At 64.3% G+C, this 24,865-nt stretch carries 24 protein-coding genes; 12 read left to right on the top strand and 12 right to left on the bottom strand.

What is annotated here, in order from left to right:
• Window positions 1–175: 175 nt before the first annotated feature.
• Together OB905_13475 and OB905_13470 are read left to right on the top strand one after the other, a co-directional pair.
• A complete protein-coding gene (locus OB905_13475) occupies window positions 176–1,357 on the top strand; it encodes an anion permease (protein ID MCU4926980.1) in 1,182 nt (393 codons plus the stop codon).
• A gap of 226 nt (window positions 1,358–1,583) precedes the next feature.
• Entirely contained in the window at window positions 1,584–1,970 is a 387-nt protein-coding gene (locus OB905_13470; protein MCU4926979.1) for a 2Fe-2S iron-sulfur cluster-binding protein, read from the top strand.
• A gap of 194 nt (window positions 1,971–2,164) precedes the next feature.
• Here the strand turns inward: OB905_13470 and OB905_13465 are convergent, their stop codons facing one another.
• Window positions 2,165–4,531 carry an amino acid permease gene (locus tag OB905_13465; protein MCU4926978.1) on the bottom strand — a complete coding sequence of 789 codons (2,367 nt, stop codon included), beginning with the start codon at window positions 4,529–4,531 and terminating at the stop codon, window positions 2,165–2,167.
• A gap of 233 nt (window positions 4,532–4,764) precedes the next feature.
• Between OB905_13465 and OB905_13460 the strand changes: the two genes are divergently transcribed.
• From OB905_13460 to OB905_13440, 5 genes are all read left to right on the top strand, one after another.
• Window positions 4,765–4,968 carry a hypothetical protein gene (locus OB905_13460; protein MCU4926977.1) on the top strand — a complete coding sequence of 68 codons (204 nt, stop codon included), beginning with the start codon at window positions 4,765–4,767 and terminating at the stop codon, window positions 4,966–4,968.
• Window positions 4,969–5,087: 119 nt separating this feature from the next.
• Window positions 5,088–5,957 (top strand): bacteriorhodopsin, encoded by an 870-nt coding sequence (locus tag OB905_13455; GenBank protein ID MCU4926976.1) that lies wholly within the window; start codon window positions 5,088–5,090, stop codon window positions 5,955–5,957.
• Window positions 5,958–6,155: 198 nt separating this feature from the next.
• Window positions 6,156–6,935: a lycopene cyclase domain-containing protein gene (locus OB905_13450; GenBank protein MCU4926975.1), complete on the top strand. Its 780-nt coding sequence runs from the start codon at window positions 6,156–6,158 to the stop codon at window positions 6,933–6,935.
• The gene (locus tag OB905_13445) at window positions 6,925–7,992 is read left to right on the top strand and encodes a Brp/Blh family beta-carotene 15,15'-dioxygenase (protein ID MCU4926974.1); all 1,068 of its coding nucleotides are present in this window, start codon (window positions 6,925–6,927) and stop codon (window positions 7,990–7,992) included. The genes OB905_13450 and OB905_13445 overlap by 11 nt, the downstream gene beginning before the upstream one ends.
• Window positions 7,993–8,123: 131 nt before the next feature.
• Complete coding sequence (locus tag OB905_13440) at window positions 8,124–9,134, top strand: peptidase A24 (protein ID MCU4926973.1); 1,011 nt, start codon at window positions 8,124–8,126, stop codon at window positions 9,132–9,134.
• 27 nt (window positions 9,135–9,161) lie between these two features.
• On the opposite strand, the gene OB905_13435 is transcribed toward OB905_13440, so the two are convergent.
• The 3 genes from OB905_13435 to OB905_13425 form a co-directional block, all read right to left on the bottom strand.
• A complete protein-coding gene (locus OB905_13435; protein ID MCU4926972.1) occupies window positions 9,162–9,392 on the bottom strand; it encodes a hypothetical protein in 231 nt (76 codons plus the stop codon).
• 65 nt (window positions 9,393–9,457) lie between these two features.
• Window positions 9,458–9,877, bottom strand: a complete 420-nt coding sequence (locus OB905_13430) for an HIT family protein (protein ID MCU4926971.1) — start codon at window positions 9,875–9,877, stop codon at window positions 9,458–9,460.
• Between the two features lie 67 nt (window positions 9,878–9,944).
• Window positions 9,945–11,129, bottom strand: a complete 1,185-nt coding sequence (locus OB905_13425) for a glutamate-cysteine ligase family protein (GenBank protein ID MCU4926970.1) — start codon at window positions 11,127–11,129, stop codon at window positions 9,945–9,947.
• Between the two features lie 281 nt (window positions 11,130–11,410).
• Between OB905_13425 and OB905_13420 the strand changes: the two genes are divergently transcribed.
• Window positions 11,411–12,922: an amidase gene (locus tag OB905_13420; GenBank protein ID MCU4926969.1), complete on the top strand. Its 1,512-nt coding sequence runs from the start codon at window positions 11,411–11,413 to the stop codon at window positions 12,920–12,922.
• A gap of 56 nt (window positions 12,923–12,978) precedes the next feature.
• Here OB905_13420 and OB905_13415 read toward each other — a convergent pair whose 3' ends face one another.
• A complete protein-coding gene (locus tag OB905_13415) occupies window positions 12,979–13,662 on the bottom strand; it encodes a uracil-DNA glycosylase (GenBank protein ID MCU4926968.1) in 684 nt (227 codons plus the stop codon).
• A gap of 103 nt (window positions 13,663–13,765) precedes the next feature.
• Between OB905_13415 and OB905_13410 the strand changes: the two genes are divergently transcribed.
• Entirely contained in the window at window positions 13,766–13,993 is a 228-nt protein-coding gene (locus tag OB905_13410) for a hypothetical protein (GenBank protein ID MCU4926967.1), read from the top strand.
• Here OB905_13410 and OB905_13405 read toward each other — a convergent pair.
• A complete protein-coding gene (locus OB905_13405; protein ID MCU4926966.1) occupies window positions 13,990–14,253 on the bottom strand; it encodes a hypothetical protein in 264 nt (87 codons plus the stop codon). The two genes, OB905_13410 and OB905_13405, sit on opposite strands and share 4 nt — an antisense overlap.
• Window positions 14,254–14,376: 123 nt before the next feature.
• Here OB905_13405 and ileS point away from each other — a divergent pair, with 123 nt between their 5' ends.
• Entirely contained in the window at window positions 14,377–17,583 is a 3,207-nt protein-coding gene (gene ileS / locus OB905_13400) for an isoleucine--tRNA ligase (protein MCU4926965.1), read from the top strand.
• Between the two features lie 7 nt (window positions 17,584–17,590).
• On the opposite strand, the gene OB905_13395 is transcribed toward ileS, so the two are convergent.
• The 4 genes from OB905_13395 to OB905_13380 form a co-directional block, all read right to left on the bottom strand.
• On the bottom strand, window positions 17,591–18,175 hold the full coding sequence (locus OB905_13395) for a hypothetical protein (GenBank protein ID MCU4926964.1): 585 nt from the start codon (window positions 18,173–18,175) through the stop codon (window positions 17,591–17,593).
• A gap of 67 nt (window positions 18,176–18,242) precedes the next feature.
• Window positions 18,243–19,091 carry a ribose-phosphate diphosphokinase gene (gene prs, locus OB905_13390; protein ID MCU4926963.1) on the bottom strand — a complete coding sequence of 283 codons (849 nt, stop codon included), beginning with the start codon at window positions 19,089–19,091 and terminating at the stop codon, window positions 18,243–18,245.
• A gap of 59 nt (window positions 19,092–19,150) precedes the next feature.
• Complete coding sequence (locus OB905_13385; protein ID MCU4926962.1) at window positions 19,151–19,696, bottom strand: hypothetical protein; 546 nt, start codon at window positions 19,694–19,696, stop codon at window positions 19,151–19,153.
• Window positions 19,697–19,802: 106 nt separating this feature from the next.
• Window positions 19,803–20,642 (bottom strand): hypothetical protein, encoded by an 840-nt coding sequence (locus OB905_13380; GenBank protein MCU4926961.1) that lies wholly within the window; start codon window positions 20,640–20,642, stop codon window positions 19,803–19,805.
• 105 nt (window positions 20,643–20,747) lie between these two features.
• Here OB905_13380 and glmM point away from each other — a divergent pair, with 105 nt between their 5' ends.
• Window positions 20,748–22,112 carry a phosphoglucosamine mutase gene (gene glmM, locus OB905_13375; protein ID MCU4926960.1) on the top strand — a complete coding sequence of 455 codons (1,365 nt, stop codon included), beginning with the start codon at window positions 20,748–20,750 and terminating at the stop codon, window positions 22,110–22,112.
• A gap of 41 nt (window positions 22,113–22,153) precedes the next feature.
• Here glmM and OB905_13370 read toward each other — a convergent pair whose 3' ends face one another.
• Both OB905_13370 and hisI read right to left on the bottom strand, forming a co-directional pair.
• Window positions 22,154–23,257, bottom strand: coding sequence for a hypothetical protein (locus OB905_13370; protein MCU4926959.1), 1,104 nt, complete (start codon window positions 23,255–23,257; stop codon window positions 22,154–22,156).
• Between the two features lie 107 nt (window positions 23,258–23,364).
• Window positions 23,365–23,733, bottom strand: coding sequence for a phosphoribosyl-AMP cyclohydrolase (gene hisI / locus OB905_13365; protein MCU4926958.1), 369 nt, complete (start codon window positions 23,731–23,733; stop codon window positions 23,365–23,367).
• A 286-nt stretch (window positions 23,734–24,019) separates the two neighbouring features.
• On the opposite strand from hisI, the gene OB905_13360 reads away from it, so the two are divergent.
• Complete coding sequence (locus OB905_13360; GenBank protein MCU4926957.1) at window positions 24,020–24,799, top strand: PHP domain-containing protein; 780 nt, start codon at window positions 24,020–24,022, stop codon at window positions 24,797–24,799.
• Window positions 24,800–24,865 lie beyond the last annotated feature (66 nt).

Below are 24,865 nucleotides of genomic sequence, written 5' to 3'. Positions count from 1 at the left end.
CGGGACGCCGGCAGAAGTCCCTCGAAGCGAATGCGAGTCGAGAGTCCATGTACTGTGCCACAGTACGCAGAGTCAGTTGAAGTCACTTGGGATCGCGAGGCACAGGCGGTGTTCACGGTGGGATCGACGGGTAGATCGCGTAGGTTTTTACCTCCGAACCACGTGATTGACGGACGTGAGCGACATTCTGCTGCTCGTCGGGATTCTGGTCGCCATCTTTGTCGGCTACAACATCGGCGGCGCGACGACGGGGCCGGCGTTTGGCCCCGCCGTCGGCGCGAACATTCTCTCGAAGGGGATCGCCGCGGCGCTAATGTCTGTCTTCTTTATCGTCGGCGCATGGACGATCGGCCGCGAGGTTGTCCACACGCTCGGTACCGAACTGGTGACCGACACAGCAGTCTTCACGCTCGAGGCCAACGTCGCCGTCCTCTTTTTTATCGGCGGCGCGCTGTTCATCGGCAATCGAGCGGGTGTTCCCGCGTCGACGTCGATGACCGCCGTCGGCGCGATCGCCGCGCTGGGACTCGCAGCCGGAGAGCTCAACTGGGCGGTGATGGGGGAGATCGCGATCTGGTGGATCGTTGCCCCGATCATCGGCTTCTGGGTCGGCGGCGTCGTCGGGCGGTACTTCTACACGCGCATCAACGAGTGGGTCGCGATCGAGGGCAACGCAGCCGAGGACGCGCTGGTCGGATTCGACACAAGCGGGGCTGTTCCGCGGCTGAGCATCGAGAGCGGTGTCTCCAGGCGCGAGTGGATCGGTTCGTGGGTCGTCATCCTCATCGGCTGCCTGATGGCGTTCAGTTCGGGGACGAGCAACATCGCAAACGCGGTCGCACCGCTGGTCGGAAGCGGCGCGTTAGCGGAGAATCCGGCGATACTCATCGGGTCGGTCGCGGTCGCTATTGGAGCCTTTACCATCGCCAGGCGGACGCTCGATACGCTCGGCAACGACATCACGAACCTGCCGCTGACCGCGGCCGTCGTCGTCGCCGTGATCAGTTCCACCATCGTCGTCGGCCTCTCCTGGATTGGCATCCCGGCGAGTTTCGTCGTTATCGCCACCATGTCGATCGTTGGGCTGGGCTGGGGGCGAGCGACTCGAACGACGCGGCTCTCTGATGCCGCTCGCGGCGAGGAGACCGCGGTCTCCGTCGGGGCACTCACCGCTGAAGAGGAGGGCGAAGAGGCACCAGAGATCGGCCAGGAGGACGTCACGGAGATTCCGAAGGCCTCAGATCTGTTCGATCCCTCGACGACCGCCCGGGTTATTCTGATGCAGAACGTCGTCCCGATTCTCTCAACTGTCGGCGCGTTTCTTACCTTTCAGTTCGTCCCGATATTCGGGCTGTGACCGCTGTAGGAGGAACCTACCGGGCTGACGTATCGAGATGAGGCGCGTGTCGACGCAGCTTCACGACGATGCGAGAAGAGTCCTCGGGAGATCCACAATCTCGGCAATTAGGCAGATATTTTTTGAGGAACCCGTTCGGATTTCGCTCGAAGACACCATTCCGTGGGAACAACGATGTAGGACTGAACAGCAAGCTATACCAGTGCGGGACACGAACCGCCGTCTGATGCCCACAGTAGAATACCTCAACTACGAAGTAGTGGACGATCAGGGATGGGAGATGGACGCCGAGGCCTTCGAGAAGGCCGCCGACGAAGATCTGGGCGACGAAGACTACGGGAGCCTCGACGTGGCCGAAGGCGAGTACATCCTGGAGGCCGCAGAGGCCCAGGGCTACGACTGGCCCTTCTCGTGTCGCGCCGGCGCCTGTGCGAACTGTGCCGCCATCGTCGTTGAGGGCGAGATCGAGATGGACATGCAGCAGATCCTCTCGGACGAAGAGGTCGAAGACAAGAACGTCCGTCTGACCTGCATCGGCTCCGCAGAGACCGACGAGGTCAGGATCGTCTACAACGCGAAACACCTCGACTATCTTCAGAACCGCGTCATCTAAACTGCAACGTAGGACGCTCGTTTACCGAGCAGACTAGTTCGGTGGGATCGCGTTCGATGCGGTCCCATGAGCCGCTACGCATAGCCACGTCTATACCGGGAACACACTGTTCACAGCTGTGGATAGCAGTGGGCATGGTGAGTAAATCCACGGATCAGAGATGCCATCTCGGGGCAACGACGAAAAGGGCAGGCTCACCCATCGAACAGTCGGTCGAGGACGTACTGCTGGACGAGGCCGGGTCGCTGCTGGTCCGCCGGTTGAACCATGATCGCCGTCGCATCGACGGCGTCGACAAGACGATCTCCGGGTCGGCCAAGGAGCAATCCACCGAGGCCACGGCTTTCGGTTCCGGTCACCACCAAGTCTGCCGTCTCAGCGAAGCGAGCTAATCCCGCAAGTCGATCGTCGGCCTCGATGATTCGTGAGGTGACAGGCACCGCCAGCAACCGAGTCAGCTCAGTGTGGTACTCTTCGACCGTGGCCCGACGGGCGTCAGTGACGTCGGCAGGCACCGCCTGCAAGAGGGTCAGCTCGGCGCCGGTTTCCTCGGCGATCGCGTCGGCGACGAGCAATTTTAGCGGGTCGTACGCGCCACGTGTAGTTACGACCGCTATCTCGTCTGCGCCGTCGAAGCCACGATCTTCGACGAGAACGACGCCACAGGGTGCGTGTCGGAGCACATAGCTCGTGATGCCGGTGGGAAATCGGTCGTGTAATTCCTCGCGACGGCGCTCGAGCACGAGCAGATCGTGGCCCTCGAAAGAGGCGTATTCGACAATAGCTTCGGGCGTCGACTCACTCGTGATTTCACGGTAGGTAATCGAGGGCTGTTCGGCCGTCTTGATGGGTTGGTCACCGCTCGTTCGAAGGGAGCCATCGTGACCGCCAGAGTGGTCGTCGGAGCTCTTGCTCCCTCGCCGATCGGGCGCTGCGTCTGAGTTCTCAGTAGCCCACGGGGCACGCGAGGCCGTCTCGATCCAGTCCGGGCGCTCACTGGTGGTGACGGTCGGGCCGCTGTCGGTAAACGCCCGGTGGGGTCGTTCGGTGAAGGAGGTCACCGTCACTGAGCCACCACCGAGCTGGGTAAGATCAGTGGCGATACGGAGGAGGTCCGTCCGGGCCGCCTCGGTAGTCGCAGGTGTCAGCGAGACGAGGACGTCCCGTCGACGGTCGGCCGCGAACTGTTCTCGGGTTCGCGTGAGCGCAGCCTCGCTGACACTCTGACGGACACCCGTTCGGGCCGCTCCCTCGCGGTCGACCCGCGGTCGAACGTAGAGGCCGTACCAGCCCAGCGAGCCCACAACGATGAGCAGCGAACCGAGGAAGGGGACGAGTCCCATCTGGCTCAACACGAGCACTCCCCCACCGATCCCGATAAACTGGAGCCACGGGTACCAGGGCGCGATGAATTCGGGGTTGTAATTCTCGATGGTCCCCTCACGAAAGCCGACGATAGCGATGTTGAGCAGGATGAACACCAGGATCTGGAACGCACTGCCGAACTGGGCGATCTGCTGGACCGGGAAAACGGAGACGAGAACGACCATCACCGCACCAGTGAGTGCGATGGCATTGACCGGCGTCGCAAATCGGTCGCTCACGTCCTCGAGGCGCGGTGGAACGAGACCGTCCCGAGCCATCGCAAAGGGGAACCGCGAGGCTGCCAGGAGGCCGGCGTTAGCCGTCGACGCGAGCGCAAGCAGGGCCGCCAGGACGATGGCGATCACCCCGAGTTGGCCGAAGATGGCGTCGGCCGCCGCCGCGATCGGCGCGGTGTCTTCTCCCCCTTCCGGTACGAAGCCGGCGCCGGGATCGAGGTCCGCGACGCCGATAGCGACCCAGACGACGGCGACGTAGAGGGCGGTGGTAAACAGCAGGGAGCCAACCATCGCCAGTGGGAGGTTTCGCCCAGGGTTCTCGACCTCTTCAGCGACGGCAGTCACTTTCGTGACGCCTGCATAGGAGACGAAGACGACCCCGATAGCCGCCAACAAGCCGTCGCTCGTGAGGTCAAAACTGCCTGCGGTCTGTCCACCATCGAACGTCGAGGTGGAAAGACCACCTCCAACGAACAACGCCATCACGAGCAACATGACGCCGACGATGAGAAACTGCATCCGGCCGGAGCCCTCGGCGCTCACGATGTTCACGGTGGTAAAGAATATGGCTAGCCCAATCGCGAAGGGGACGATCCAGTCGGCAAGTTCGGGCGCCAACACCACGAGGTAGGGAACGCCGCCGACGAGCGCGAGAGAACTCTTGAGCGAGAGCATGAGCCAAGTCCCGATACCGGCGACAGTTCCCAGCACCGGACCCATCCCACGCTCGACGTAAATGTATGCCCCGCCGTCTTCGGGCATCGCTGTCGCCATCTCGGCAGCACTGATCGCGGCTGGCAAGACGAGCAGCCCTGCCAAGAAGAAAGCGAGGACGGCTGCCGGCCCCGCCGCGTCGTAGGCGATCGCCGGTAAAATGAAAATACCGCTACCGACCATCGCCCCGATAGCGAGAGCCGTCGTCGAAAGCAATCCAAGATCACGTTTGAGTCCAGTGGGCACAGGTACACTCACCGCTCGGACGCCGTTGGGTCCGGGTTACGTACTGGTAGTGATCGACCATGTGAAACAGTGTCGCCTAACAATGAGAGGGTGGCCAACCCCGGAAACTGTTATAAAGCTGTGTATACGGGACGTTCGAGTGTATCAAAGAACGGTAGGTGTGGGTGCCGTCGACACCTGGGACCCCCCGGTGAGGCATAATACCTACCACACCTCCGACCCCATCGTCGCACATGGAAGAGTACGTTCGCTGGTTCGTCGAGCAAGAGGGGTTCTACCGACTGATGCTCGTTACAATCGTCCTGTTCGGCGCCACGATCGGTGTCACCGGGGCCGTCACCGCAAACATCGTCCTGCTCGGGCTGGGCGTCTTCTGGGTCATCGGAGGTGGAGCGCTCGTGGTCGTGCTCGCAAACCGCGATCCCGAAAACACCTAGTATATCAATCGAGGCGGGTAACCCGAAGAAAATCACCGTCTCAAGACAGTTATGCAGACACTAGCCTTACCTGTATGGACAATACTTTAATTTGTTGAAGGTAGCATCGTCAAACAGTCATGTCACCAGCAAATGGACTCGCGTTCGACATCCAACGAATTGCGCTCGAAAACGGACTCACGCAAGCAGAACTGTTCGATTACGTCTTCGACGACACGGTCCTCGCCCTGTCGTTTGTCCTCAACATCGCCCTCGCGGGATTTACGATTCTCGGCATCGCGTATCTAGGCCGGAACCTCACCGACCCACGGGCGAAGCTCATCGCGATGTCGCTGATGCTGATCTCGGTCGTCTCGATCTCGAGTTATTCGGGATTGACATCAGGGCTTACACTCAGTATCATCGAGATGCCGAGTGGCCATCCCGCAGAAGGCACGGTGACTGCTGGTGAGGATGGCGTCCTGACGATGTGGGGGCGGTACCTCACATGGACATTCTCCACGCCGTTCATCCTCATCGCCCTCGGCATGATCGCTGGCTCGAACTGGACGAAGATCCTCACGACCTGTGCATTTACTATCGCGATGTGTATCACTGGCCTCGCGGCCGCGCTCACCACCTCGAGTCTGATCATGCGCTGGTGGTGGTTCGCGATCAGTTCGATCTTCTTCCTCGTCATCGTCTACGTTATCCTCGTCGATTGGTCGGCCGAGGCCGAACGTACCGGTACCGGTGACCTATTCACAACACTGAAAATACTCACTGTCGTCGGCTGGTTCGGCTACCCAATTCTGTGGGCACTCGGCGTGGAAGGCTTCGCGCTCCTCGACGTGGCCATCACCTCGTGGGGCTACAGCGTCCTCGACATCATCACCAAGTACATCGTGACCTTCGTCGCGATGTTCTACGTGATCAAAGAGCCCGATTCGATCACCGGCGGCGCCGACTACGGCGCGAGTCTCCCCGGCTACACACCCGGCGACGACTAACGCCGTGATGACTGTACCCACCGTTTCGGCGCGCTGGCACACGCCACGACGGAACGTGTGGGTTCGAGTTGTCACGACGTTTGTTCCGTGTCACGATCGAGTGACCAGTACCGGTGATGAAGGATGCACGTGCGGCCCAACCGAAACCGTTGTATCGCCCGGGTCGAGTACACACACCACACCCACGCTCGTGTAGCCATGACTGTTCCACTCACATACCTGCAGGTACACCTCGTCTTCATCCTGCCCCCGATCCTCGTCCTCGGCTGGCTCGCCTACCACCGCGAGAGCGCCTGGTGGGGGCCAAAGCCGCTTTCAGGTCTCGCCATCATGATCGTACTCGCCGTCGTCTACACGACCCCGTGGACAAACCACCTGATCCCCGCCGGAGTCTGGTGGTATGGCGAAGGTGCGGTCATGGGACGGCTCTGGTACACGCCGATCGAGGAGTACATGTTCTTCATCCTGCAGCCGATCCTGACGGCGTTCTGGCTGTTTCAGGTGCCCAAAATCGCCGACCGGTCGCTGTGGATCCCGCGTAGTCACCGTATTGCGGGGGTCCTGGCCGGATTGGCTATCGGCGCCGTCGGCTGGTATCTGACCCAGGGGACGGCGACGTACTACCTCGGGTGGCTGTTGCTCTGGGCGGGCCCAATCCTCGCGATCCAGTGGGGCTTTGGCTGGACCTACCTCTGGCAGATTCGGCGGACCGTCGCGGTCGCCATCGCGGTTCCGACACTGTACCTCTGGGTCGTCGACTGGACGGCGATCGAACTCGGCGTCTGGGTCATCTCAGAGAGCCACACCGTCGGCATAACGCTGTTCGGACTCCCGATCGAGGAGGCCCTGTTTTTCGTCGTGACGAACGTCTTCCTCGTCCAGGGAATCATGCTGTACCTGTGGCTGCTCGATCGCGCTCACGACGTCCCGAGGCTGACGACGGTCGTCCACCGGTCGGTGAGTTCGAATGGGCCGTGAGTTCGGCCGGTACCCAACCCAGACACCACAGTCGAGCGCCACCGCGCGGCGAGAAGCGCGTCGAGTCGCGACTGGCGGCGCGATCGTAACTGTTCTGCTAGGACTCGGCCTAACGGCGATCACAGCCGTTGCATCGCTTCCGTTGTGGGTGCAGATTCTTCCGTTCGCGATGAGTCTCCTCGTCCTCGGTCTGCCACACGGAGCCGTCGATCATCTCGTACTTCCGCGAGCCAGTGGCGAGGCAGTGACGGTTCGCTCCATGCTCGGCGTGGGGCTGCTGTACCTGATCGTTGGCGGCAGCTACGCTGTCGTCTGGGTCGTCACGCCAGTGGTAGCGTTTGCGGGATTCATCCTGCTCACCGCCGTCCACTGGGGCCAGGGTGACGTCTACACGCTTCGGTCGCTGTTTGCAGCGAGTCACACAGAACACCAGTCCGTTCGAGTCCTCACCCTCGTGGTCCGTGGCGCATTTCCGATGCTCATTCCGCTCGTCGCCTTTCCTGAGCAGTACGCCCTCGTGGCGACCAGCATCGTATCACTGTTCGATCCGGGGAGCGCTGGGGCGCTGGAACCGGCGTTCACGACGACCGGGCGACTGATCGTCGGAGCCAGTTTGGGAGTGCTCACCGCGCTCACGCTCGGGCTCGGATTCGTTCGGGCAGGAAAGAGCCGGGACGGCTGGCGGATCGATGCTATCGAGACAGTTGGCCTCGCAGGCTACTTTGCACTCGTTCCGCCGATTCTCGCCATCGGACTCTATTTTTGTTTCTGGCACTCGCTGCGCCACGTTCTTCGGACGATGTTGGTCGATCCGAACGCCAGTCAAGCACTCGCAGACGGGAGCTACCGGCGGGCGTGGGGACAGTTCGCACGTGACGCAACACCGTTGACTCTCGGTGGGCTGATCGTTATTGGGTTGGTCGCGCTCGCAGTGCCCGAGTCACCGGCTGACGTCGGCGACGCGCTCGGCGTCTATCTGGTGGCTATTGCGGTGTTGACGCTCCCCCACGTCGTCGTCGTTGCGCTTCTCGACCGGATCGAGGGCGTCTGGCAGTGAGGGCCAGGACGGGCATACGTGATCGAGGAGTGTGATCGCCTTCGTCGGTAAAGGCGGCGTGTAGTGACGAACGGAAGCTGCACTCCGACGAGGCGAAAACGTAACGCCGGTGGGGCAGAAACGAGGGCAGCGTGACGCTTTCGACCGCAGTGGAGGCGGGACCGGATCTGCTCCGACTGGTCGCGGTTCCGGTCTTCGCCTGGGTGGCGCTTCGCGATATCAGAACGCGTCGGGTCTCGCGGAGCGTCTGGATTCCGCTCGGCATCCTCGGAGCCGTCTTGCTCGTCTGGGACGGCTGGCTCGGCTGGAACGCCGGCGGCGCCGCCTGGACCGAGGAGTTCCTGCTCCCGGCAGCGGTGAGTTTCGGGTTCGTCGTGCCGCTTGCGTATCTCTTCTGGTGGATCGGCGGCTTCGGCGGCGCCGACGCCCGGGCGCTGCTGACGCTCGCGTTGCTGTTTCCGACGGCGCCGCGGTACGCCGTCGGCGGGGTGGAGCTACCGCTGGCTCCGGGAGTCATCGAGGCGTTTTCGTTTACCATCCTCACGAATGCCGTGCTGGTCGGGATCGCGATTCCGATCGCACTAGCCGCGTGGAACGGCGTTCGTGGACGACTCACACCGGCGATGTTTCTGGGCTGGCCCGTCAGCTGGGAGCGACTCCCGGAAACCCACGGAACGCTCCTCGAGACGCGGGCGGGACACTCGCTCGGCGGACTCGACCTCGACGCCCTCCGGATGTATCTCCGGTGGCGCGGCCTCACGCTGGCTGAGCTTCGAGAGAGCCCGGATCGCTACCGCGATCCGGCGTCGCTCCCCGAGGAGCCGAACCTGCCCACAGACGGTGCCGTCGGTGCGACCCCCGAAACCGACGGCGGCCAGCTCGACGAGCCGGCCATGGCAGGAGTCGGACTCGACGAGGCGAACGCCACCGAAGACGCCTGGGGCGCGGCGGCGTTTCTCGACGATATCGAGGGGTCGGCATACGGGACGACCCCCGCGACGCTCCGGGAGGGACTCGAGGTACTCGTGAGCGAGAAGGAGGAAGTGTGGATCTCGCCGGGAACGCCGTTTCTGGTTCCGGTGTTTCTCGGACTGGTGGTGGCGTTGCTCTACGGAGACGTTCTCACAGGATTGCTCTTCTAGCGCCGCCAAATCGACCACTCATGGCGCTCACCGCCACCGCTGATAGAGGGGAACGAGCACCGTCCACAGGAGGGCGACAAGCGCGCCGAGGGCGATGACGGCGAGCCACGGCTGACCGGTTCCGGTCGGGAGACCGGTCGCGAGAAGGGCGATCGTTCCCGCAAAGAGCAGGAGGCAGCAGCCGGCAGTCGCGAAATTGAGGGCGGCGGCGGCCGGATTCTCCCGGGCGAGAGCGAGATCCCTGGATATCGGATTCATAGGTGGGGCTCACGTTCGATCGACAAAACGGTGGCGGCAGGTGGGGCTGACGCTGGGGATTGGCGTCAGATCCGCTCGCCGATCTCGTCTGCGATGGCGTCGAGTTCCTCGTCGGCTAACTCGGGCGTCTCGCCCGCGATGGCGTGGATCGGGCCGCCGCCGTCGCCGGCGAACCGGGGGACGATGTGGCAGTGAACGTGGGGAACCTCCTGCCCGGCGGCCTCACCGTTGTTGAACGCGACGGTGGTCGCATCGGCGTCGACTGCCTGCTCGACGGCGGGGACTAGCTGGTGGATCGTCGCGTAGAGATCCGCGGCCTCGTCCTCGGGGACGTCGTTCAGTCGTTCGTACTCGGCTTTCGGGATGACGAGGGTGTGTCCCGGTGCGAGGGGGTTTGCGTCGAGAAAGGCGAGGGTCGTCTCGTCCTCGTAGACGACGCGGGCGGGAATCTCTCCATCGACGATCTGGCTGAAGATCGTGCTCATACACCACAGTGTGTCGGCGTGGTGTAAGAAACTTACCGCAAAACGCCGTCGAACGCCGCGTCTCGGATTAGCTGTGGGAACGTCCGGCCAGCGTCGCCACGTCCTCCTCGAGTCGGTCGGCGTACTCGAGTCGCAGGTCGCAGGCGTCGGCTTTCGTGACGAACTGCCGACCGTCGATCTGTGAGGAGAGTGGATGGAACTCTGCGGTCGGGAACCCCATTCGCTCGAGATAGTCGACGACGGGATCGGAGTGCATTCCGTCGTGCATGGCCGCCTCGACGAGCTCGCACAGGGGCTCGAAGGCGGGCAGAGTGATTGCCTCGGGGGAGATACCCGCCGCTCCCGAATCGATTCGGTCCGGAGAGCTCGTCCCGGGTGCCGTATGTGGCGTCCGGGTGGAGACGAACTCGCTTCCGCCGTCAGCCGCGCTGTGAGCCGACTCTCCACCCGCGATCCGAACGTTGGTGTGGTGGACCGCCTCCATCACGTCGTCGAGCGCCGAGACGAGTCGGAGCAGCTGACTCGGAAGGGTGGCGTCGGGTGCGCGCCACTCCACGGTCGGCATCTCCGTTCGGAGCCGGACCGGCGTCCAGACGACGTCGTCTGGCGAGAAGTGGTCGGCAAATGCGTCGTCATCGACGCCTGCCTCCGCGGCTGCCGCTTCGAACTCCTCGTACCGGCGCTCGAGGCGGCGGTGCCACTGGGCGACGGTGTCGACGTAGTGCCAGAGCTGGCCGTGTTTCGGGAACTCCGCGTAGCCGCGTTTCCGATAGCAGTACGCGCGGGCGCCGTCGGCGACCCACTCGCCCTGCAGGTACGGCGACGAGTTACAGAGAGCGAGCGCCGGATCGAGCGCGATCAGCGCGTTCAACTGGTCGACGACGTTTCGCTGCTCGAAGTGGACGTGGGTTCCCGCACAGTACTTCGAGAAGTCGAAGTTCGATCCGACGACCGCTTTCTGGATCCGACCCCGCTCGCCCGGCAGCCGATCGATCGACTCGCAGTTGATCGGCGTCCCGAAGGGAACGAGTTTCTTCCCGAGCTCGTCCGCGCGAGAGAGTACGTCGTCGAGCTGGTCGACGAACGTCGTTCGCAGACCGTGGATCGTCTCGCAGGGTGGCGTCTTCAGCTCGAAGAGGGGTTCGACGAACTCCTCTTCGACCTGGTCGGAGTGATCGACGAGCGGGCCTGGGGACGTGAGTTCGCCGTCTTGGTCGATCACCCAGTACTCGACCTCGATGCTCTTTTGCATCGCGGTCGATTCAGAGTTACCCGTTTCGTCAGACCGTGACGGGTGATCGCGATTCATGCTCGAAGACACGACTGACGTTCGAGCTAAGGCGGGGAAGTGAGCGGGGCTGCAGGTGCCAGCCGGTTTTGAGTAGCAGCGTTTTTCCGTCGACGTCATCGTGGCACCGCCTGCGGGTCGTGGCCATGTCGGCGATGGCGGGACAGCCACGACTCCCAACGACGGCGTGACAGTCACGACTCGCGATACACACTCCTTTGGCGTGACGCGGTGTGTGAGTGTGCATGCCCATCCGTCCGCCGACCGAGATGGCCCTTCGCGAACTCGGCGAGCAACTGTACCTCGATCTCACCGACGAGGAGCTCACGCTCTTCGAAGAGTTAGCCGAAGACCGCGTCGACGAGTTCGAGACGGTCCGCTCGTACGATCTCGAGCCTCGTCTCGGCGGCCGCGAGGTTCGGGAACGGAGTTCGGGACGGCGAGCACCGACCGACGACGATCCGCACAACGCGTGGGTCACCCGGTGTCACGTGAGCGGCGCCGACGAGGGGGAGCTCACCGGACTGGACGTCGCGATCAAGGACAACGTCTGCGTCGCCGGCGTGGAGATGACCTGCGGTTCGCGCGTGGTCGAGGGCTACGTCCCCGACGTGGACGCGACGATCGTCACACGGCTACTCGCTGCAGGTGCCGACGTCGTCGGCAAGACGAACATGGACGATATGGCGATGACGACGACCGGACACAGCGCGTTCGGAGCGATCCTGAATCCGCGAAATCGGGATCACCTGGCCGGTGGCTCGAGCGGTGGCAGCGCGGTTGCCGTTGCGACCGGTGACGTCGACGCAGCCATCGGCACCGATCAGGGCGGGAGCGTGCGCATTCCGGCTTCGTTCTGTGGAATCGTCGGCCACAAACCGACGTACGGGCTCGTCCCCTACACAGGCTGTATCGGCCTCGAACACGCGATCGACCATCCGGGGCCGATGGGGCCCGACGTCGAGACCGTCGCGCGGCTCCTCTCGGCCGTTGCCGGCAGCAACGAACGCGACCTCCGGAGTCCCGCTGACGTGCCGACAGAACAGTACGAGGCGAGTCTAGAGGGAGACCCGACCGACCTTCGAATCGGCGTGCTCGAGGAGGGGTTCGACCGGCCGGCGGCCGACGAGGCCGTCCTCAACGTGGTCAGGGGCGCGATCGACGAGCTCGCCGACGCCGGGGCATCCGTGACAGAAATTTCGGTGCCGATCCACCGCGACGCAGCGGATATCCACTCGGTCTGTGCCGCAGAGGGGCTGCTCGACGCAGTAACGGGCGAGGGGCTGGGCCACGGGTGGAAGGCGTGGTACAACACGTCCTGGGTGGAGTCGTTCGGCAAGTTCCGGCGAGCGCAGGCCGACGACTTCCCGGCTGCGCTCAAGCTCTCCTTGCTCGTCGGCGCCTACACGAACCGGGAGTACCACTCGCGGTACTACGCCGACGGGATGAATCTCACCGTTGAACTCGCCGAGCGCTACGACGAGGCCCTCGAGACCGTGGACGTCCTCGCCATGCCGACCACACTGGGGACCGCACCCGAACGCGATCCCGAGCGAGACGAGTACGACCGGCTGGCCGAGGAGCTCGTCGTCGCCAACACGAAGGGATTCAACCGGACCGGCCATCCGGCGGTGAGCGTACCCGCCGGAACGGTCGACGGGCTCCCCGTCGGTCTCTCGCTCGTCGGGTCGCGCTTCGACGACGCGACCGTCCTCGACGCGGCGCACGCACTGGAGCGCGTTCGAGGTGACGGATAGATGGCAGTGATCATGACGGTGAGATGGTAGTGATCAACGCCAGTTGACATCGCAAATCAGTTCTCGAGTGGCGTCGCCAGGCAGTCGGCGATCGTCTCGCCGATCGCCGCGAGGTACTCCTCGGGCTCGTAACCGAGGCGACCGATCCAGACGTCCTGGTAAGACGGGTGCAAAATGGGCACGAACCAGGCGTCGAGTCGCTCGCAGCGGACGGGCTCGAGGACGGTTTCGAGGAAGCCGTCGAGCGATCGTCCTTCGGCGGCGAGAACGGACGCCGTCGCGTGCTTGCCGGTGGCGAGGACGACGGTTGGAGAGACCGTCTCGATCTCGTCGAGCAGGTGGGTTCGACAGTTCGTGCGCTCCTCGTCGGTCGGCTCTCGGTTACTGGAGGGATCGTCAGGATCCGGCGGGAAGCACTTGACGGCGTTGGTGTAGTAGGCGTCGTCGCCGTAGCCGATCGTCTCGATCATCCGGCGAATGCGCCGACCCGAGTGTCGCGAGGTGTAGGCCTTCCCGGTCCAGTTGCCCCCGCGCCAGCGGTCGGCCTCAGGGGTGCCGGCGCCGGGCGCCTCGCCGATCACGAAGACGGTGGCGTCGAGTGGGCCGGTTCCCCAGGAGATACAGTTTCGGCCCTCGGCGAGTGTAGGACAGCGCTCGCAGTCGCGGTCGAGGATGTGACGCGAGTCTGGAAACCGTGGGTCGTGGGCATCGGCTCCGGAATCGTCAGTCGGCCCGGTCACAAGCACGTTCGGCGCTCGATCAAGATAGCTCGGTCGGATCGATCGCGATGTCGTTCACCGAGGGACAACACGTTTAGGATCGTCGGGTTCGTTACGGTCGACAATGGCCCCGGAGATACTCGTTGAATCGGTCTCGCTGCTTCTGTACACGATCCTCGCTGCCCTGCTTACAGCAGGCGGACTCATTGTGGAGTACGCGAGCGTCCAGTACTTCGCCACTGGTGAGGGGGCAGTCGCCCTCTGGCTCGCCGCGATGGGCGCCATCATGCTCTACGCTGGCGTCTACGCCATGGGCTACCAGAAGGTTCTTCGAACGGTCCACTCGCGTTAGCGCGAGTCGGCCAGCGCGGTCGCCTCGTAGACGAGTTTGACCAGCAATGCGAGGGCGGCCCCATAGTAGAGAACGTAGCCGACCAGGACGGTAGCCGAGGCGAGGGCCGACGAGAGGGCTGGGAGGAGCCCCGCGCTGTCGACGCCGGCCGCGATGGGAGCCGATGTGGCGATCATCCACCGGCCGAGAAGCACCACGAGGAGGAGTTTCAATACCGCCAGGTCGAAGAGAACGCCGACTGCGTCGCGTGCCGTAAGCATCGTGCCAGGCGCTTTCTGGCCGCAGAGCAAAGAAGTGGCGTTCAACGGAAATGCCCGGAGCCCGTACGCCGAACGACCCTCGATATCGATTCCTCTTTACCGTCCGGGGCAATTACGTCGGACATGAGCAGGTTCGGCGAGGTCGACGACCAGTACGATCCCGAGGCGCTCGAACAGCGCGTCTTCGACTACTGGGACGAGGTCGACGCCTACGAGCGGACGGTCGAGCACCGGGCGGACGGCGAGTCGTACTTCTTCGTCGACGGGCCGCCGTACACTTCGGGGTCGGCGCACATGGGAACCACCTGGAACAAGTCCCTCAAAGACGTCTATATCCGCTTTCTGCGCATGCAGGGGTACGACGTTACCGATCGGCCGGGCTACGACATGCACGGGCTGCCGATCGAGACGAAAGTCGAGGAGAAACTGGGCTTCGAGAACAAGAAAGACATCGAGGCGTTCGGCGAGGAGAACTTCATCCAGGAGTGCAAAGACTACGCCGACGAGCAACTCGAGGGGCTGCAGTCTGACTTCCAGTCATTCGGCGTCTGGATGGACTGGGAAAACCCGTATCGAACCGTCAGTCCGGAGTACATGGAGGCCGCCTGGTGGGGCTTCTCGAAGGCCGCAGAGCGCGGCTTAGTCGAGAAGGGCCACCGGTCGATCAGTCAGTGTCCCCGATGTGAGACCGCGATCGCGAACAACGAGGTCGAGTACGAGGACGTCGAGGACCCCTCGATCTACGTCAAATTCGAGCTCTCGGATCGGGAGGGCTCGGTCGTCATCTGGACGACGACGCCGTGGACGATCCCGGCAAACACCTTCGTCGCGGTCGACGAGGAGGGCGAGTACGTCGGCGTTCGCGCCGAAAAGGACGGGGAGGAGGAACTCCTCTATCTCGCCGAGGCCAAACACGAGGACGTCCTGAAGGCGGGCCGGTACGACGACTACGAGGTCGAAGTAGAACTGACCGGCGAGGAGCTGGTCGGCTGGTCCTACGACCACCCCCTCGCCGAAGAAGTGCCCGACGGCGTCAGCGGCGAGGGCGTCCACGAGGTCTACGCCGCCGACTACGTCGACACCCACGGCGACGGCACCGGACTCGTCCACTCCGCGCCCGGCCACGGTGAAGAGGACTTCAACCGGGGAACCGAGCTCGGCCTTCCGGTCTTCTGTCCTGTCGGCGGCGACGGCGTCTACACCGACGAGGCCGGCAAATATGCGGACCAGTTCGTCAAGGACGCCGACCCCGAGATTACGAACGACCTCGCAGAGAACGGTGCCTTGCTGACCGAGGAGACGGTCCACCACAGCTATGGGCACTGCTGGCGCTGTGATACGGGTATCATCCAGATCGTCACCGACCAGTGGTTCATCACGATCACGGACGTCAAAGACGAGCTGCTCGACAACATCGAGGACAGTCAGTGGTACCCCGAGTGGGCCCGTGACAACCGCTTCCGGGACTTCGTCGAGGAGGCGCCCGACTGGAACGTCTCCCGGCAGCGTTACTGGGGGATTCCGCTGCCCGTCTGGACGCCCGAAGACCGAGATGACGACGAAGACATGATCGTCATCTCGACCCGCGAGGAGCTGGCCGATCGGGTCGACCAAGACGTCGATCCCGCCGCGGTGGACCTCCACAAGGACACCGTCGACGAGCTCACGATCACCGAGGGCGACACGACCTACACCCGCGTGGACGACGTGTTCGACGTCTGGCTCGACTCCTCGGTCGCGTCGTGGGGGACGCTCGACTTCCCCGAGGATGACTCGCGGTTCGACGAGCTCTGGCCCGCCGACTTCATCCTCGAAGCCCACGACCAGACGCGGGGCTGGTTCTGGTCCCAGCTCGGGATGGGGACCGCCGCGATGGGGGAGGTCCCCTACGATCAGGTGCTGATGCACGGCCACGCCTTGGACGAGGACGGCCGAAAGATGTCGAAGTCGGTCGGCAACGTCGTCGAGCCCCACGAGGCGATCGACCGCCACGGCGCCGACGCGATGCGGATGTTCCTGCTCTCGGCGAACCCGCAGGGCGAGGACATGCGCTTCTCGTGGGATGGCATGCGGACGATGGAGAGCGACCTCCGCACGCTCTGGAACGTCTTCCGCTTCCCGCTGCCGTACATGCGCTTGGACGGCTTCGATCCGGACGAGACGGATCTCGAGGCTGTAGACGACGATCTAGAGGCACTCGACGAGTGGTTGCTCGCCCGGTTGCAGTCGACGAAAGCCGAGATGACTGCGGAATTAGAGCAGTTCCGCCAGGACCGTGCACTCGACGCCCTCCTCGAGTTCGTCGTCGAGGACGTCTCGCGGTACTACGTTCAGGCGGTCCGCGAGCGTATGTGGGAAGAAGAAGACAGCGCCTCGAAGAACGCGGCGTACGCGACGATCTACCGGGTGCTGCGCGAGGTCGTCGTCCTGCTGGCTCCCTACGCCCCGTTCATCTCAGAAGAGATCTACGGCACCCTGACCGGCGAGAGCGCCCATCCGACGGTCCACATGGAAGACTGGCCCGCCGTCGACGAGTACTGGGAGGACGAGGTCCTAGAGACCGACGTCACGCTCCTCCGAGCGATCGAGGAGGCTGGCGCCAACGCCCGCCAACAGGCCGGGCGGAAGCTCCGCTGGCCCGTCCCGCGGGTCGTCGTCGCCGCCAGCGACGAGCGCGTCGTCGAGGCCGTCTCCCGCCACGAGTCGCTTCTGGCAGACCGGTTGAACGCCCGGGAGATCCAGCTGGTCTCCCCCGACGAGCGCTGGGGCGAACTCGCCTACAGCGCCGAGGCCGATATGAGCGAGCTCGGCCCCGCCTTCGGCGGCCGCGCCGGCGAAGTCATGACCGCGTTGAACGAGGCGCGAATCGAGGAGCCGGGCCTGGACGCGATCGAGGCCGCCGTCGAGGGCGTCCTCGAGGACGGCGAGGAAATCACCGAGGAGATGGTTTCATTCGTCACCGAGACGCCAGAGGGCGTCGCAGGGACCGCCTTCGGCGTCGACGGCGACGACCGCGGCGTCGCCTACGTCGATGCCTCGCTGACCGACGACATCGAGAGCGAGGGCTACGCCCGCGAGGTCATCCGCCGGGTCCAGGAGATGCGCAAGGAACTCGATTTAGACGTCGAAGCCCGCATCGAACTCGACCTCGAGATCGCCGACGACCGCGTCGCCGACCTCGTCGCCGAACGCGAGGATCTCATCCGCGAGGAGGTCCGCGCCGACGAACTCGGCACGGTCGAAGACGGCCACCGCAAGGAGTGGGAGGTTGAGGGGATCGAGATGGAGATCGCGATCGAGCCGGTGGCGGCCGCAGAAGCGTCGGACTGAGTGAACACTATTCGTCGATGGTGTCGGTATACGTCGTTTCCTGCAGATCGGAGCCCGCCGACTTCGAGTGGATGGTGAGATTCGCGGTCGTGAGTTCGGGTGCGTCGATCCTAACCACACACGTGTGGGACGTGTGTGCTTCCGGGCCGAGTTCGCTCACCTGGTGTCTGCAGCCGTAGGCAGTAACCTCCTGTGGCCCATTCCAGACAACGTCGAGAAACTCGACCTCTCGAGACTGGTTCGGGATGTCGTACTCCCAGAGGAGGACGACGGACTCCGCAAAGTCAGTCTGCTCGAAGATCGCACTCACTCCCTCGAGCGTCTCGATCTGTTCGTCGGTGAACCGGGCTTCGAGATGGTCTGCGTCCCGAATCATCGCGAACGGCTCGTCGGCTTCCTCGAGGACGTGCTGGCCGGGGTCGGCGGAGCGAGTCTGCAAGGTGTGTGAGACCGGCTCAGCATCGTCGGGAACGTGCGAACAGGCAGCCTCGCGCGTCGGCTCGAACTCGTCGGATTCGAGGGCGTCGAGACAGCCCGCGGTGGCGAGTGAGAGTCCGCCAATTCCGGAGGCAAGGAGGCTCCGCCGGTTCATACCGCAGTCGATGGTGGCCATCGACAAAGGGATGTGGGCAAGGTAAAGTCGCGCTTTGAACCAGCGCTTACAGGTGTGGTTCGAGCGCGGGCGCGACCGAGACAGCGCTGACTGGACGCTCGATGGTATCGGTCCCGTAAATCGCCACCACGCCGGCTCGAGAGAGCTTCGTGACGGCGTTTCGCGCGAGTAAGGGGTGGACGCAGGTGACGAACACCCGGCCGACATCGCGGTCGGTGAGGACGGCGATGGCCTCGCTCATCGTCGATCCCGTCGCGATGATGTCGTCGGCGACGACCACGTCTCGACCCGTCACGTCGACGTCGCTGGGGGTGATCTCGACATCGGAGGCCGAACGACGAACCTTCTCGAAATAGTCTGTCTCGCCCGCACCGTAGGCGTCGCGGACGGTCTCAGCGAGGTCGATCGCCCCCGCGTCGGGCGAGAGGAAAACCGGGTCTTCGAGGTCATCGGGCAGGGGTTCTGCCAGACGACCGGCCGCGTTTACCGCGGTGGCAGGCGGGTCGAAGAAGTCACAGACAGCCTCCTCGTGAGGAGTGACGGTGAGGACGCGGTCCGCTCCGGTCGAGACGGCGCGGGCGACCGCCCGCGCGGAGATCGGCTGGCCGGCCTCGAAGGCGGCGTCCTGGCGGGCATAGCCCATGTACGGGAGGACAGTGACGACCTCCGAGGCGCCGGCCTCGCGGACGGCGTCCTGAAGCTGAAGCAGTTCGACGTGGGCGTCGTTCGAGACGGTCGAGGCGACGATCACCGCACGCTCGGCGTCGAACCCCGGGACCGCGGCGACGGTCTCGCCGTCCGGAAACCGGTCGTAGGTGACAGGAGCGAGCGGTTCCTCGAGGGTTCGCGAGAGCGCGGCAGCAAGCGTCTGAGAGGCGGATCCGCTGACGATCATACTCGGTGTGACAGCCCCGGGGGTCAACCCGTTTTCGTTCTCGAGGCGAAAGAAGGAGTTCAGTCGTCGAAGTCGGAGTCGCCTGAGCCACAGGGGCCGCCGTTGGTATCACTCAGCAGCGTCACTTCGCCGTCACGAGTGACGAGCGCCAGCAGGTTTAGGCAAGCGGGATCGTTCCAGCGTTCGGGGGTTACCTGCGTGAACTCGTCGTCATCGAGACGGACCGTGACGCGGAACTCGCCGGGGTCAGTCGTCCAGTCGCGGTCAAGCGTTGCACCGTCGCCGCCGGCTTCGAGGTCGTGGGACGACCAGTGTTCGATCTCGTCACCGAACTCGACGAGCACGTCGACGGAGTGTTCAGTATCGTTGACGTTTTCGATGAAAACGTCCCCGAGTACAGTTCCGGAGACGGGATTGCTCTCGTCACCGTTCCCGTCATCGCCGGTTCCGTCGTCTCCGTTCGGATCCCCGTTCTCCTGATCATCGCCCTCATCGTCGCCGGTTCCGCTGTCGTCTTCCTCGCCCGAGCTCGAACAGCCTGCGACGACGGCCATCCCCGTCGCGCCGGCGATAGCCATCGCCCGGCGTCGTGTCAGGTCAGTCATACGCCGTACAAGGAACGTCTCCAAGTTAACTCTCAGTCAGACGCGCGTCAGACACCTGCCAGAGGGGCACCATATGTGCCTGGAGAACAATGCACCGGCGACCGACTCAGCGTCTGGGACACGCGATCCCCGTCACCCCGGTAACGCCGAGTCGGCGTGAGCGCCAGCCCTCCGGGGTCGCCGCCAGAAAGACGCCGTCCGTCGTCACTGCGTAAGTCGTCTCGCCGTAGGCGAAGCCGACAACAGCGTCGTCGAGATCCGTCCCAGTCTCACCATCCGAGAGGTCGGTCCACGAGCCGTCTGCGTACTCGAGAAGCACGTCATCGGCAACCGCGTGTGCACGCTCCAGGCGTCCCGGTTGGTCTGCGGGCGCCGCGTCGACGACGTCCACCGGTCCGTCGTGGACCTGCATCCAGCCGTTTCCGAGCCGGTAGAGTCCGTCAGCGGTGACCGCAAGCGGAACTGCCGCGGTTGAGACGTCCCGGACGGCAGAGAGTCCAGCGTCTTCGAGTCGGCTGTCGCGAATCCGGTACAGTCCGCCGTCGGTTGCCACGAGATCGCCATCGATAGCGCTCACCTCGTAGTCAAGGATCAATCCCAGCCCTTCCCACTCGTCGTCTACAAGCTGGGCGAGGCGCCCGTTTGGTGCCGCAGCGAGCACCGTTCCCCTGTGGATTCCGACTGCCGCTGCGGGGCCGAACTGGGTCGGCTCGAAGGCTTCGGGCCCGTCGGGGAGAGTGGCGACAAGAACGTCCTCGTCGGTCGCCGCGACGACGAGATCGCCGCCGGCCGCGACGTCACGCGCGGGGTGGCGAACGCACAGTGAGAACTCGCCGACGAGATCGCCGGCAACCGAGACGCGGACGAGACCAGTTTCGCTCGCGACGTAGGCGTCGGTCGGCGCCTCGCTCTCGCCGTAGACGCGCTTCTCCTCGATCGTGCTCATACACAGAGACAGACAGCGAGGGGTCGAAAACGTTCCGTCGTCTGGAAGGACAGGCCCCGCGTGGCTCCGGAATCACTTTGAGGGTTCCCGGTCGAGTAACTGACGATGAAGGTGTTCGGGTCGAGTGGGACGCGCGGCGTCGCGAACGAAGAGTTGACGCCGGAGTTCGTCCTCCGGGTCGCGAAGGCCGCGGGCACCGCCTGGGGAGTCGACCGCGTCGCGATCACCCGGGACACACGGTATACGGGGAAGATGCTCGCCGACGCGGCGGCAAGCGGGCTGGTGAGTACGGGAACGGACGTCGATCGGCTGGGAATCATGCCGACACCGGGCGCACAGTTCTACGCCGAGCGCGAGGGGGTGCCGACGATCGTCATCACAGCCTCGCACAACCCACCGCAGTACAACGGGGTCAAGCTCATTGGCAGCGATGGCGTCGAACTGGCGGTCACGGACCTCGAAGACATCGAGGAGACGTTACTGGCCGAGACAGCGGTCACCGTCGCCTGGGACCAGACCGGTCGCTCACGGGCAGTCGAAGGCGTCCGGCAGGCCTACGTCGAGGATCTGCTCGGCGCCGTCGATCGCGAGCGCATCGCCGACGCCGAACTGACGGTCGCACTCGATCCGGGCCACGGAGCGGGCTCGCTGACCAGCCCCGAGTTCTTCCGGCGGCTTGGCTGTCGGGTGGTCACCGTCAACGGACAGGCCGACGGTACCTTCCCGGGTCGGGACCCGGAGCCGGTTCCGGAAAATCTGACCGATCTCGGGCGGCTGGTCAGGGCGACGGACGCAGATCTCGGCATCGCCCACGACGGCGACGCCGACCGAGCGATCTTCTTCGACGAGACCGGCGAGTATATCGAGGGCGACGCCACGTTCGCCGCACTGGCCGCCGCCGAACTCGAGCCCGGCGACACAACCGTCTCGGCGGTCAACGTCTCCCAGCGGCTCGTCGACGTCGTCAACGAGGTCGGCGCGGAGATCGAGTTGACCCCGATCGGCTCGACGAACATCATCACGCGGATCGAAGAGCTCGAGACGAACGATCGTCGGGTCCCGATCGCCGGTGAAGGCAACGGCGGCATCTTCTTCCCCGAGTTCCGGCTCTCGCGAGACGGCGCGTACACCGCGGCCCGGTTTCTCGAACTCGTCGTCGAGCGCCCGGCGAGCGAGATCGTCGCCCCCTACGACGGCTACGCCAACGTCCGCCGAAACGTCGGCTACGAGTCGACCGCCGAACGCGACGCGATGTTAGACGCGGCGGCGAATCACGCGAACGCGGCCGACGCCGAACTCAACACCAGAGACGGCTACCGGCTCGACCACGGCGACGCGTGGGTGCTCGCCCGCCCCTCGGGGACCGAGCCGCTCGTGCGGATCTACGCGGAGGCGCGCGATCCCGGCCGCGCAGACGCCCTCACCGAAGAGATGTACGAGGCTCTCGCGGCGGCGAAAGCCGACGCCTGATCGGTCTGTATCGGAGACACAGATCGTCCTCGTCGAGCGCGTCAGACTGGATCGTTCTCGTCGAGCGCGTCGCCGAGTGAAGCCCGCTCCTCGCGCAGGTGCGTGAGAGTCGTCTCGACGTCGCCGTCGGCCAGCCGCTCGCGCTCTGCAGGCGTCAGGCTGTCACGAACAGCAGCCGCACGCTGGAGGCGTGCGTAGTCGTCTTCGCGAGTCAAAGAACGGATCGTACGTAGGGCGGCTACCGTCTCCTCGTCGGCGATGCGCTCGACGAATGGGCGAATTTCGCGGGTTCGACGGCGCAAGACACCCGCAGGTTCGGGGGGCCAACCGACCGTCAAGGGATCGGGGCTGATCCCGTCTAAAAAGGTCTGCTGGGTCGCGACGCGGCGTTTGAGTTCGTCGGCGTCGGCAACGTAGTGGTCGAGCTTCGACCGGGAGTAGTCGGCGTACTCGAGCAGTTCTGGAATCGTGTACTCGCCAGCGGAGTCCTCGCGGACGTACGTCGCGAGATCCGCCGGCGGGCGCTTGTAGGCGACGAAGGGGTACCAGCGGGAGCGCTCGAGCAGTGCAAAGACCTCCCGCGCGGAGGCCGCGAAGTAGTAGTCCTCGAACGCCTCGCGAATTCGCTCGTCGTAGGTTTCGATCGGTTCGCGTAAGCGAGAGACCGGTGCGTCGAAATCGACGTCTGCGAGCTCGAGGAGGCGTTCGTGGTTCTCTATTTCGTCGTCGAGTTCGCGCAGGCGCTTGCTCGCGGCGGTTCGGGCAGCTGCGAGCTCGTCGCGGGCACTCTCACGCTCGTCGATCAGATCGGCGTAGCGACCGGCGGGTTCGAGGGCCGCCTCGGCGCGCTCGAAGTCGGAGTCGGTCAGTCGGCGCTTGTCGATGGCGTCGAGAGCGGCCTCGAACGCCTCGTGCTCTGCTAAGTCGTCGGGAAGGTTCTCGACGAGCGTCGCGAACTGTCCCTCCAGCTGGACGTAGGCTTTGAAGTTCTCCCGTCCGGTGCCGGTGGCGCGGTCGACGTAGCTGTCGAGGAGGTCGGCGGCCTGTTCGTACGCGTCGGCCGCCTCCGCGACGTCACCGACCGTCTCGTCGATCCGGCGCGTCGCGCGCTCGAACTCAGCACGGGCCGCCTCGAGTCTGGCCAGCGCGCTTCCCGCCGAATCGGGTGGCTGTGCGTGCGTGCCAGCACCGTCGGGGCCGGCGCCGGTCGGCGAGCGCTCGCGGTCCTCTCGCCCGGTTGGTTCGCTCACGGTTACTCGTAGACTGCGTCGGGATCGAAGGCCTTCTCGCCGACGGTCTCACCGCCTACCGTCCGGTAGAAACAGGAGCGGTAGCCGGTGTGGCAGGCACCACCCTCCTGGTCGACCAGGTACAACAGCGCGTCGGCGTCACAGTCAACGCGTACCTCCCGGACGTTCTGGACGTGGCCGCTCGTCTTCCCCTTCTGCCACAGTTCCTCTCGACTTCGCGAGTAGTAGTGTGCCAGCCCGGTCTCGCGGGTGCGGGAGACGGCCTCGGCGGATGCGTAAGCGAGCATCAACACCTCGCCCGTCTCGGCGTCCTGTGCGACGGCGGGGACCAGGCCGTCCTCGCCGAAGTCGATCGCGACGTCCTCGGTCATGTGTGAATCGAAGAGCGTCCGGGCGATAGGTCTTTTGCACACGGACCTTTTTCCGCCTCGGGTTCGCTCGCTGCGCTCGCTCACCACTCGGCGCAAAAAGCTACGCTAAAAAGGCCGCCGTCGCGGACTTCGTCCGCTCCGGCGGGAAACTGCTCGCTTCGCTCGCAGATGCTCATCCGTGGTGAACCGACTCTACTGATAGTAACAGTAGCCCACGACGACGACCTGTCAGAAGCTACGACTCGTGGCCAAGAGGCTAATACGCGGCGACCAAAACCCACAGCAAATGCACGACTATCACGCCCACACGAACTACTCTGACGGGCAGTTTCTCTACGGAATGGTGCAGGCAGCGGAGGAGGCGGGACTCGAAGGAATCGGCTTCGCGGACCACTGTACCATCTCGGAGCGCGAGTATCCCGAGCGCGAGCGGGCGGCGCTCGGCTTCAACCTCGATCTCACCTACGAGCGCCGTCGACGGGCGATCGAAGGCTTTCGCGAGCGAACCGACCTCCGGATCTACGACGCCGTCGAAGTCGACTACCACCCGGCCGACGAGGGAACGATCGAGGACTTTCTGGACACTGCGGGCTTCGAGTACGCCATCGGGAGCGTCCACGAGCTAGACGGCCGGAACGTGCAGGCGCCCTCGCAGTTTGCAGACGAGTCACCAGCCCGTCTTGACGCGCTGATCGAAGAGTACGTCGAGACGCTGATCGCGCTCGTCGACTCGGAGCTATTCGCGGTCGCCGCCCACCTAGATCTCTTCGAGCGGACGCCGCCGTTGCGGGGGCGGGCGACCAAAGAACAGTATCACCGCATTGCAGACGCCTTCGAGCGCTCGCGGACGATCCCCGAGATCAACGCGGGCCGGGCGCTTCACGAGATGGCAGTCGTTCACCCAGACGAGAGTCTGCTCGCCGTGTTGCTCGACCGCGATATCGAGTTTACGGTCGGGTCGGACAGCCACACTCCACAGGAGGTACGCGACCGAACGCCGTTTCTCGAGGAGTTCGCCACAGAGCATCTCGAGCGGATCGTTGCGCCGCCGGGCGTTGCTGAGTGACCGAAAGTGGGCAAGGTCGAACGGAGAACCTCACCAAACTGATCAATTACACACACATTTATAACA

The sequence above is a fragment of the Halobacteria archaeon AArc-dxtr1 genome, assembly GCA_025517425.1.
GTDB lineage: Archaea > Halobacteriota > Halobacteria > Halobacteriales > Natrialbaceae > Halostagnicola.
This window is presented reverse-complemented; position numbering and strand designations above follow the sequence as displayed.

Bases quoted from the DNA above. Each gene is read 5' to 3' on its own strand.
- OB905_13445 (MCU4926974.1), top strand. From the start codon at position 6,925: ATGGGCCGTGAGTTCGGCCGGTACCCAACCCAGACACCACAGTCGAGC.
- OB905_13425 (MCU4926970.1), bottom strand. From the start codon at position 11,129: ATGCAAAAGAGCATCGAGGTCGAGTACTGGGTGATCGACCAAGACGGC.
- OB905_13395 (MCU4926964.1), bottom strand. From the start codon at position 18,175: ATGAACCGGCGGAGCCTCCTTGCCTCCGGAATTGGCGGACTCTCACTC.
- OB905_13360 (MCU4926957.1), top strand. From the start codon at position 24,020: ATGCACGACTATCACGCCCACACGAACTACTCTGACGGGCAGTTTCTC.
- OB905_13420 (MCU4926969.1), top strand. From the start codon at position 11,411: ATGCCCATCCGTCCGCCGACCGAGATGGCCCTTCGCGAACTCGGCGAG.
- OB905_13430 (MCU4926971.1), bottom strand. From the start codon at position 9,877: ATGAGCACGATCTTCAGCCAGATCGTCGATGGAGAGATTCCCGCCCGC.
- OB905_13435 (MCU4926972.1), bottom strand. From the start codon at position 9,392: ATGAATCCGATATCCAGGGATCTCGCTCTCGCCCGGGAGAATCCGGCC.
- OB905_13410 (MCU4926967.1), top strand. From the start codon at position 13,766: ATGGCCCCGGAGATACTCGTTGAATCGGTCTCGCTGCTTCTGTACACG.
- hisI (MCU4926958.1), bottom strand. From the start codon at position 23,733: ATGACCGAGGACGTCGCGATCGACTTCGGCGAGGACGGCCTGGTCCCC.
- OB905_13470 (MCU4926979.1), top strand. From the start codon at position 1,584: ATGCCCACAGTAGAATACCTCAACTACGAAGTAGTGGACGATCAGGGA.
- glmM (MCU4926960.1), top strand. From the start codon at position 20,748: ATGAAGGTGTTCGGGTCGAGTGGGACGCGCGGCGTCGCGAACGAAGAG.
- OB905_13460 (MCU4926977.1), top strand. From the start codon at position 4,765: ATGGAAGAGTACGTTCGCTGGTTCGTCGAGCAAGAGGGGTTCTACCGA.
- OB905_13455 (MCU4926976.1), top strand. From the start codon at position 5,088: ATGTCACCAGCAAATGGACTCGCGTTCGACATCCAACGAATTGCGCTC.
- OB905_13405 (MCU4926966.1), bottom strand. From the start codon at position 14,253: ATGCTTACGGCACGCGACGCAGTCGGCGTTCTCTTCGACCTGGCGGTA.
- OB905_13385 (MCU4926962.1), bottom strand. From the start codon at position 19,696: ATGACTGACCTGACACGACGCCGGGCGATGGCTATCGCCGGCGCGACG.
- OB905_13380 (MCU4926961.1), bottom strand. From the start codon at position 20,642: ATGAGCACGATCGAGGAGAAGCGCGTCTACGGCGAGAGCGAGGCGCCG.
- ileS (MCU4926965.1), top strand. From the start codon at position 14,377: ATGAGCAGGTTCGGCGAGGTCGACGACCAGTACGATCCCGAGGCGCTC.
- prs (MCU4926963.1), bottom strand. From the start codon at position 19,091: ATGATCGTCAGCGGATCCGCCTCTCAGACGCTTGCTGCCGCGCTCTCG.
- OB905_13450 (MCU4926975.1), top strand. From the start codon at position 6,156: ATGACTGTTCCACTCACATACCTGCAGGTACACCTCGTCTTCATCCTG.